Genomic DNA, 9,521 nt, shown 5'->3' on the forward strand with positions numbered 1-9,521 from the left:
CCGCCGTTAATATTTTATCGCCGATAGCAGCATTAACAGCCTGCTTATCCCACAAGTCAATCGTTTGGCTAATACCAATATTGTAATTATTTCCGTCACCTTCACGCTCGTAACCTGTCGATAGTTCTGGGTTGTAAAGTGGTAACTTACTGCCCTGTGCTTTGGAAAATTCAGCATTCATGAGTTCACGTGCTGAGACAATATCAGGGTGTTTATTGATTTGCCGATCGAGCCAGTCACTCGATAGCGTTGGCTTAGCAAAAGCGAAGCTACTAACAGATAAACTTGCTGAAAAGCCGATAAATAATGCGATTCCAGTAGATTTTGCTGAGAAAAATTTCATAATAATCTCTTAATTTAATAATAAAATGCCGCAACTAAACCAACTAGGCTACATTAAGCGCTAGTTAAGAATAAATTTGTTACGAATATAGCTTTAAAACTAAATTAAACGATTGGGGGGCGTATAGGTTCTTCAGTGAATATTTTATCTACATGAACAGCATAAAAATATTGATTTGTAATAATAAGTTTAGGGGTCTGTAGTGTAGATTTATTACTGGCAACCCACTGTGTGTGAGTGCCTTGACAGTGACCACAATGATGGCAATCTTTAATATTATGTTCAGTGTCAGATGATTCATCGAAAAGTTCAATATCTTCACTATCATGGGAATGTTCTGTTTGAATATGTAGAGAGTCAATCTGATGACTTTCATTTGAATTAGCCACAGAAGCAAACGACTGCAATGCAATCGATAGTACTACTAACAAACTAATCCAAGTATTTTTCATTTTTACTCTAACATCAAAATTTTAAAAAACATGGTAGTCAAGAAACCCACTCAAGTCAATCAAATTAAGTAGTTTATACAGGACAATCCACGGCAAGATCATTATAAATTGAACTTCTAGAACAAGTAGCGATCAGATCAAGGCATTATAATCACCTTGGTCACTTAATATGAGCGCTACTTTTCTGAAACACTTTGATTCAATTACCGATCCTCGCATTGAACGCTGTAAAAAGCATGAACTTATCGATATTCTCCTCTTAGCCATTAGTGCTGTACTCTCCGGCGCAGAAGGATGGGAGGATATTGAAGATTTTGGGCATCTAAAACTTGATTGGTTAAAAAAATATGGCGCTTTCAAAGAGGGTATCCCAAGACACGACACCATTGCCCGTGTCATTTGTCGGTTAAAATCAGATGAAATAGAGCATTCATTTCAATCTTGGATATCATCACTTATTGAAACCACGGGTGCTGATATCATTGCCATTGATGGAAAAACAGCACGTCGTTCATTTACAACCAAAGATAGAAAAAGTGCCTTACATACCGTCAGCGCATGGAGCTGCCAACACCAATTAGGGGTTTTGCGCCCATCCCCTCGAAATTAACCTTAGTCTAAATTTTTAAGCTTTTTTCTAACTCTAATTACCGTACTTCGACTAACTCCAACTGCTTCAGCCGTTTTATTAATACTAAATCCAGCTTCAGTAAACGAGGCAATCCTATCATGAGCCTCTAAATCAGGCTGACGACCGTGATAAAGTCCCTTTTGCTGTGCTTTTACAATACCTTCTTTTTGCTTACGTTCACGTTCTCGATATTCTTTATATGCACTGGCCGCTAATATTTCTAACAGCATATTATTAATAGCACTAAGTATTGATCTCATAAAATCATCACTTGGAAAACTGCCAAATGTTAAATGACTGGTTGGTAGATCTAAACTAACAACACTAATTCCTTTTTCATTTATTGAGGCTACAAGAGTTTTCCAATCATCAGGGCTTAGCCTTGTTAAACGATCGATTGATTCAACTAACAAAACATCACCGGACTCTGATTCATCCAATAAACGAATTAGCTCTGGTCTATCTAAAGAATTACCAGATTTATTTTCTATATAAAAAGAAGCAATTCGTTTGCTGAAGCCAGAAACGAATTTTTTTAATGAGCTTTTTGCTCTATTTGCATCTTGCTCAGAAGTTGATGCTCGTAAATATGCTCTTATGAACATTTTTGCCTAATTAGGTCTATTTAGATGGTGTCATATCATATAGGTTTATTTAAGTGGTGTCATTACGTAATTGCCTGTGATATATTAACAGTATCTTTAGGGTGTACTCATGTAGAACTGCATGTAATAACACTAATTTGGACTTTGATAATGAAAAAGGATAAACCATACATTGTTGTGGTTTAATATTGTTGTAACAACGGTAACTTTACTTATTTAATAGAAGAAAAAACAAAATCAATTAGCGATGTTTAAACTGGTATTCATTGATGGTCACTTTAATTAGATATAAAGTAAGTAAACAAAAAGTCAGTAAGGTAATTGATAACGTGTCTAAACGAACCATAAGTATGTTGGCTAAAGAACTGAGTGTAAATGTCGAAACAATTCGCTTTTATGAACGCAAAGGCTTAATTAAACAACCACCAAAGCCTATGCAGGGCTATAGACATTACCCGAAAGAAACGGTAAATAGAATACATTTTATCAAGCGTTCTCAAGAATTAGGTTTTACGCTAAATGAGATTGAAGGGTTACTTGCGTTAAACGATAGTCCATGTAGTAAAGTACAAGAATTAGCTAATAAAAAACTGATCGCAGTACAAAAAAAGATGGCTGACTTGTTGTTGTTAGAACACGCTTTGGAAGAACATTTAGGACAATGCCAAAATAATGATGACGATAGCCACTGCCCAATAATTGATTCGTTGCAACCGAAGTAAATGATTCACTTAACTACCATTTCCCACTAAAACAGCATATCCAATTTTACTTCTGCGCCTTAATTCAAGTTAGCTTATTCCCCGTATCTGTCGTAGCAGATTATCAAAGATAAATTTTTTATAAATCACCCTTGACTCCGTACTTAGGTACATGCAATACACTTGCATTATCACTTAATGAGGTATCTATATGAATCAAAAAGAATCAAACCTTCCAATGATAGGAGGCATCATAGCAGCATTAGGCGCAGGCGTATGCTGTGTAGGTCCTTTGCTCCTGTTATTACTTGGGGTAAGTGGCTCATGGATTGGTAATTTAACTGCATTTGAACCCTATAGGCCATTATTTATCGCATTTGTAGTGTTGTTGTTTGGTTACTCAGGTTGGAAAATTTACCGTCCTGTAGAAGAGTGTGAGCCGGGAACGGCCTGTGCAATTCCTAAGAAACAGCAACAACGAAAAGTCATTTTCTGGCTGAGCGTTATAGTTGCGACAATTTTAGTGACCAGTAATTATTGGATACTTTTGTTTGCTTAATATACAGATCAAGAAATTTATAACATTTTAAAATTTGGAGCTAATTATGAAAAAATTATTATTAACCGCACTGCTTTCACTTTCTAGTTTTGGTGCTTTTGCTGAAGTAAAAACAGTTACACTGGAAGTGCCAACGATGAACTGTGCGACATGTCCAATCACAGTTAAAAAGTCATTAGAAAATGTTGATGGCGTTGAAAATGCGAAAGTTACCTACAAGCCTAAGCTAGCTGTTGTTTCTTTTGATGACACTAAAACCAACATCAATGCATTAATTGCAGCGACTACCAACGCTGGCTACCCTTCAAATTTAAAAAGTGAAAATAAGTAATGTTTAGCCCCTTAGAACTAGTTACGCGTATCGGAGATAAAGCAGGCTCTATAGGTGCACTTGTTTCGGCAATGGGATGCGCCATGTGTTTTCCCGCGATAGCTAGTCTTGGTGCGGCAATTGGGATGGGATTTCTTAGTCAGTGGGAAGGGGTATTTATCAATACGTTGTTACCACTGTTTGCAGTATTAGCGCTGGCAATGAATATCTTAGGCTGGTTTAGCCATCGTCAATGGCACCGTAGTTTTATCGGTTCAATTGGCCCCATTTTGGTTTTACTCTCTTTATACCCTTGGTTCCAGTACGGGTGGAGTTCATACGTTACTTATACGGGGCTAGGACTAATGGTTGCTGTATCAATTTGGGACATGGTTTCTCCTGCGAATAAACGCTGTGATGATGAAACTTGTACCGCTTAACTTTTTAAGAGGAATAAAATATGTCAACGAATAGTTGTTGCTCGTCAAATGACATCCAGCCAGAACAATTACATGTAGCCATTATTGGTAGTGGTTCAGGGGCCTTTGCCAGTGCGATTAAAGCAGCAGAAGGCGGAGCAAGAGTTACTATCATTGAAGGAGCCGATGTAATCGGAGGTTGCTGTGTAAATGTCGGCTGTGTTCCTTCAAAAATATTGATCCGTGCTGCGCAATTAGCGCATCAGCAACGTACTAACCCGTTTGATGGTTTAGAAAATATTCAGCCACAACTTAGCCGCTCCTTATTAGCACATCAGCAAAACGCTCGCGTCGAAGAACTACGCGATGCTAAATATCAACGTATTTTAGAGAGTAATCCCGCGCTATCTTTACTTAAAGGTTATGCACGTTTTAAAAATCAAAATACCTTGCTAGTTCACAAGTCTGATGGTAGTGAAGAAGAGCTGGTTGCAGATCGCATTTTAATTGCAACAGGCTCTACACCAAGCATTCCGCCAATTAAGGGTTTAGTTGATACACCTTATTGGACATCAACAGAAGCCTTATTTGCAGAAGAGTTACCGAGTAGTCTAGTTGTCATCGGCTCCTCCGTTGTTGCTCTGGAAATTGCGCAAGCTTATGCCCGTTTAGGTAGCCGTGTGACAATTCTAGCCAGACATACCCTTTTATATGCTGAAGATCCGTTATTAGGTGAAAAACTGGCAGAGTGCTTTGAAAAAGAAGGTATTAGGGTACTTAATAATACGCAAGCAAGTCATGTTTCTTATGATAGCAATGGTTTTTCATTGGAAACTAACGAAGGAACATTAATCGCTGAAAAATTGCTTATCTCTACGGGTCGCCATGCAAATACTGGAAAGCTTGGTTTAGAAAATGTTGGTGTTGAAACAGATAAAAGTGGTGCCATTGGTGTTAATAGTATGATGGAAACATCAACAGCTAACATTTATGCCGCTGGAGATTGCTCCAATATGCCACAATTTGTTTATGTTGCTGCTGCTGCCGGAAGTAGGGCTGGAATTAATATGACAGGTGGAAATGCGCAACTCGACTTATCTACCATGCCTGCTGTTATATTCACCGACCCACAAGTTGCTACGGTAGGTCTAACCGAAGTACAAGCTTCAGCGGTAGGAATAAATACGATAAGTCGTGTACTTGATATGGAAAACGTACCAAGAGCTTTAGCAAATTTTGAAACGGATGGTTTTATCAAGTTGGTAGCTGAAGAATCCACGGGAAAACTGATAGGCGCACAAATTTTAGCCCATGAAGGCGGAGAACTGATTCAAAGTGCGGCTCTTGCTATTCATAATAAAATGACAGTCGAAGAATTGGCAGGTCAACTATTTCCGTATTTGACGATGGTTGAAGGATTGAAGTTATGCGCTCAAACCTTTAGCAAAGACGTTAAAGAGCTATCTTGCTGCGCAGGGTAATCATTTAACGGTAATGTACTTACAGAAATGTTAATGGAGTGCCAATTGATTGAATGTAATCAAGATATCTTAAGGCATTCCATTAACAACACAAATTGGAAGCATGCTAAATCATGATTAAATCTAAGGTTGAAAACATTCCTGTTGGTGAAGTCAGTTTTTTGACAGAGATACCTGACATCAATAAGTTCATTAGTAGTGATGATGATGCGTTGGATTTTCCTTTGAGTATTTCTCAACTGGCACTAGCTGCACAAACATCTGTCCATACGGTAAGAAATTATGTTCTTGAGAACTTAGTACACTGCGAAGAAAAAACTAAGTCAGGCCATTCACTTTACGGCTTATGTGCATTAAAGAGATTAAAGTTCATTCGAGCAGCAAGGGCGGCAGGTCTTCTTGTAGTTGATATCAAGCCATTACTAATGGCAATAGATGCAGGAGAAAGAAAAGTTCCTGAAGACATCCAAAAGCTGCTACTTACTAAAATCGAGCATAGAAAAGTATTTTTAAATCTAGTAACAAACCAAATTGAAGAGTTTTGCAATTAGAACAATTATAGAACAGTTCATGGCTCGACTAAAAACTTGTTAGCTTATCTGTTTTCTATCAATGTTAGCTTGTATATATCAAGCATATAGAATATCAACACCTCCAATTTTTAATGGCACTTTGATGCGCAGTACCTTTTGAATTAGAAATACAAACAGATGGCATTCTTTAACTTATTGATTTTACATCACTAAGTAAACCAGCTAAGTCGATTTCTTTGCGGTCTTTATTAAAGGCATATTCCCCATTTAGATTAATGTGTTGCCAAGCAACAGGTGAAAGCCGAGAAATAACATCAACCACATCTTGCCTACCGTTCCTCTCTTGGATTTGTAAAAATGCCGATAGTAACGCGGAATTATAATAAATAATGCAATTTGAAATGAGTCGAGCACAATCGTTCCATTGTGATACTTGGTAATCATTCCCCCCTCGAAATTTATTGCCATTAACTGAAGTAATAGCACGTTTTAACTGATGGTATGCTTCACCTCTGTTCAAGGCTTGCTGGACGTAATGACGCAACGTTGAATTATCAACATACTCCAAAACATAAATAGATTTAATTAAACGGTCGTACTCATGCAATGCTGACAATCTTCGGCTCTTGCCGTTACTCAACTTTCTAATGATTGTGCTTTGAGTGGTGGTTTTACGACTCAATGAACAAACAATATGCTGAATATTGTCCCATTCTTCAGCAATTAGCTTATGATTAATATCTTTCTTTAATTGAATACGGCCTCCGTTCTCTTCAGTCACTTCAAATAGCTCAAAAAACACCTTTTTCATTTTCGCGTATCGAGGGGCGAATGTGTAACCAAAGAAATCTAATATAGCGAAGTTAACATTATTGGTACCATGCGTATCGGTCGATAAGGTATTAGGCTGTATATCTGAAGAGTTGTTATAGAGTAAGTCAAAAGCAAAGTGACCTTCATATTCGTTAGCGCCAATGACTTGCGTACTCACCGGAACATGATTAGAAACCAATGTTAATGCTGAAACACCTTTACCTTTGGAGAAGTACTTAGACGAATACCGAGCCTTAAACGTATTTATGCGACACTCAAATTTTTGACCATCAATGCTTGAAAACAACTGATTATCGTCCACATGGTAATAGGCAAATATTGGCAACGTGGCTATAGCATTAGAAACCTGATCATTAGACGTTTTGAGTGTTTCATATCTGACATAACTATCATCTACACTGCGTAATTTACCCATTGAACGGTCAGAGATATTCGCCATTTTATATAGGCCGTAATTGGTGCCGTTTGCCAATATACAGGCGATCAGATCTTCTTTATTTACTGGTGATTTTTCTTTAGTTGCTGATATGTGTGTAAATGAATTTAAGTAACCTGTCTTTTGATCAACAAACAACATGAGTTCAACGATACCCATGTGTTGAATTTGATTGTAGAGCGGGTTTTCAATTGTTTGTTGCCAACGGCTGTTAGGAATTGACCACTTGAGTTCGGCTTTGCCAGGAATAAACTCAACATACTTATTATCACCACTAAAGATATGCTCGCTTGCTTCCTTCAGCTTAACTTCTAATTGTTGGCTCTTATCTGCGAGTGTTTGGTTAATCGGTGTTGCCAGCTTATCAAGGCCAGTGTTTTCAATGATTGTCTCTTTTTGCTGCCATTCTTTAGGTTGTATAAGATCTGACGTTAAACTACGGTTATTAACGCTTTCTTTCACCGTTAAGCTATTACTGTGAAATAATTGTTCGGCTTTACGATAAAGGAAATACTCAAATCGATTAGCAATTAATTTGGTATTTTCTCCCTCTAAATACTCTCGGTCATGTTTAGGTACCACATCGATGTTAATGGTTTGGATAGCCTTTAATTCACTAAGTTCAGAATGTGCCATAACATACTGCTCATGGAGTTCATCCTTTAAATGAATGAACTCAATATCGATAGACATAAATAATGAGCGGATAAGTTTTTTAATTTTACTGGATTGTTTATCAATAAATTGCCATTCGTACTGACGGCCATCAAAGTCGTTATTATCTAAGTGATCACTTAACAGTTTAATACTGTCAGCAGGGATCAATTCAAAGGCTTTTTTACGTACATCACCAAAGCTTAAATCATCGTCCATATCGGTATCGATGAAGTACTTTAATAAACTACCAGCGGATTTTAATTTGGTTCTTACAATGGCTACATCTTCAACAATACGCTGCTTTGCATAGCCTTTAGCTGATTCGGTTAACTTCCTTACCAAGTAAATAAATGCAGCAACAAGATTGTCGTTAGTCTCTCGGTACCTGAAGAACAAGTAACAAACGAGATATAAAATAGTTTGGCTATCTGCGTGTCTTCTAAGCTTATAAACGGACTTGTGCTTTACCAGTGAAGCATAGTATTCAAGATTTTTAGGTGATAGCTCCAGTTCAGCAATCAGTGACTTAATTTCTGGATAAAGCGAGCGTATAATTTTATGCGTCTTCAGCTCTTGGGTGATTTGGCTCGTTGAAAAGTCCTTAGCCATTTTCTTTAACTTGGCTAAGTCAGTAAAGGTATTATTTGACTCAAGTAATTTAAGTAATGTTTTTCTGGTACCTGAAGACAAACTATCAAGCAGCACCATTTCAATTCGGTTACGCTCATTTGATAATACCGTAGAAATAGTGTCTTGCAGCGTTGTATAACCAGCTAGCGCTATTCTGTTTTGACCAAAATAAGCAATACATTCATCAAAAACATACCTTGGTTCAAGGTTGATTTTTACAACATCGTTAAGCCTTTTTAATAGCGGCTCTTTATCTAACTTGCTTTGGTATGCTGTAAACCCTGTATATTTTAATAACTTATTAATCAGCTTAGTTTTTGTTGTTGGTGATAAATCCTCAAGAGACATATCTTTATCGCTGAAATACTTGGATCTTACATAATCTAAATCATTACTGACTTGAGTAAATGAGAAATTAAATACTATTGGCCGTGACCTAAAGTAACCAAGCAGTAAGATAAAATACACTCTGGTTTCAATACGTCTTAATTCGTTGACGAGCCTTTGAGTTTCACTATCTAACGAAAAATAATCATCACGATCTTTACGGTTAAAATTGGGTAAGGCATAGAGTTCGTTGATTTCTGATTCGCTGAGAATTTGTATACGCTTGGTGTTTGATGAAGAAATAGTGGTAAGCCTTTCTTGTTATTTTTAATCAGCATACCTTAATCAATGAGGTTAATGTTTACCAGTCAACTGCTTAACATTACCATAAAGCCGATTTAAGCGACTAAAGTGGTAAACTTTTCATAAGATAGTTTACCACTGTGTATTATTACTTAAGAATACTAATGCCGATTTCGAGGGGATGGGCTAAATAATACAAACTGTGTTATTCAAGGGGTGAAGTCCAATGGTACGAAAAGTTACTCTAAGCGTGAAAATTCAAGCTAAGGTTAATTTCGAGGGGATGGGCGCAAAACCCCT

General features: G+C 37.2%; 9 protein-coding genes and 2 pseudogenes. 7 read left to right on the forward strand and 4 right to left on the reverse strand.

The genetic code is table 11. The features are described from left to right. Nucleotides 1–343, reverse strand: a pseudogene (locus L655_RS0108410) (transporter); the annotation flags it as partial. Nucleotides 344–447: 104 nt separating this feature from the next. After that, the gene (locus L655_RS0108415; RefSeq protein ID WP_016899519.1) at nucleotides 448–795 is read right to left on the reverse strand and encodes a hypothetical protein; all 348 of its coding nucleotides are present in this window, start codon (nucleotides 793–795) and stop codon (nucleotides 448–450) included. A 169-nt stretch (nucleotides 796–964) separates the two neighbouring features. On the opposite strand from L655_RS0108415, the pseudogene L655_RS0108420 reads away from it, so the two are divergent. Then, nucleotides 965–1,372, forward strand: a pseudogene (locus tag L655_RS0108420) (ISAs1 family transposase); the annotation flags it as partial. Nucleotides 1,373–1,407: 35 nt separating this feature from the next. Here the strand turns inward: L655_RS0108420 and L655_RS0108425 are convergent. Continuing rightward, on the reverse strand, nucleotides 1,408–2,031 hold the full coding sequence (locus tag L655_RS0108425) for a recombinase family protein (protein ID WP_008467336.1): 624 nt from the start codon (nucleotides 2,029–2,031) through the stop codon (nucleotides 1,408–1,410). A gap of 269 nt (nucleotides 2,032–2,300) precedes the next feature. Between L655_RS0108425 and merR the strand changes: the two genes are divergently transcribed. The 6 genes from merR to L655_RS0108455 all read left to right on the forward strand — a co-directional run bounded on the left by merR (nucleotide 2,301) and on the right by L655_RS0108455 (nucleotide 6,052). After that, nucleotides 2,301–2,753, forward strand: coding sequence for an Hg(II)-responsive transcriptional regulator (merR, locus tag L655_RS0108430; protein ID WP_008110844.1), 453 nt, complete (start codon nucleotides 2,301–2,303; stop codon nucleotides 2,751–2,753). Between the two features lie 190 nt (nucleotides 2,754–2,943). Next, nucleotides 2,944–3,291, forward strand: a complete 348-nt coding sequence (locus tag L655_RS0108435) for a mercuric transporter MerT family protein (RefSeq protein WP_008467333.1) — start codon at nucleotides 2,944–2,946, stop codon at nucleotides 3,289–3,291. A 46-nt stretch (nucleotides 3,292–3,337) separates the two neighbouring features. Further along, on the forward strand, nucleotides 3,338–3,622 hold the full coding sequence (merP, locus tag L655_RS0108440; protein WP_008110847.1) for a mercury resistance system periplasmic binding protein MerP: 285 nt from the start codon (nucleotides 3,338–3,340) through the stop codon (nucleotides 3,620–3,622). Continuing rightward, nucleotides 3,622–4,041, forward strand: a complete 420-nt coding sequence (gene merC, locus L655_RS0108445) for an organomercurial transporter MerC (protein ID WP_008467331.1) — start codon at nucleotides 3,622–3,624, stop codon at nucleotides 4,039–4,041. The genes merP and merC overlap by 1 nt, the downstream gene beginning before the upstream one ends. Nucleotides 4,042–4,061: 20 nt before the next feature. Next, nucleotides 4,062–5,501 carry a mercury(II) reductase gene (gene merA / locus L655_RS0108450; protein WP_024603994.1) on the forward strand — a complete coding sequence of 480 codons (1,440 nt, stop codon included), beginning with the start codon at nucleotides 4,062–4,064 and terminating at the stop codon, nucleotides 5,499–5,501. A gap of 113 nt (nucleotides 5,502–5,614) precedes the next feature. Next, a complete protein-coding gene (locus L655_RS0108455) occupies nucleotides 5,615–6,052 on the forward strand; it encodes a MerR family transcriptional regulator (protein WP_008110853.1) in 438 nt (145 codons plus the stop codon). A gap of 169 nt (nucleotides 6,053–6,221) precedes the next feature. On the opposite strand, the gene L655_RS0108460 is transcribed toward L655_RS0108455, so the two are convergent. Beyond that, a complete protein-coding gene (locus tag L655_RS0108460) occupies nucleotides 6,222–9,221 on the reverse strand; it encodes a Tn3 family transposase (RefSeq protein WP_076915283.1) in 3,000 nt (999 codons plus the stop codon). Nucleotides 9,222–9,521 lie beyond the last annotated feature (300 nt).

The organism is Pseudoalteromonas sp. TAE79, assembly GCF_000498015.1.
Taxonomy (GTDB): Bacteria; Pseudomonadota; Gammaproteobacteria; order Enterobacterales; family Alteromonadaceae; genus Pseudoalteromonas.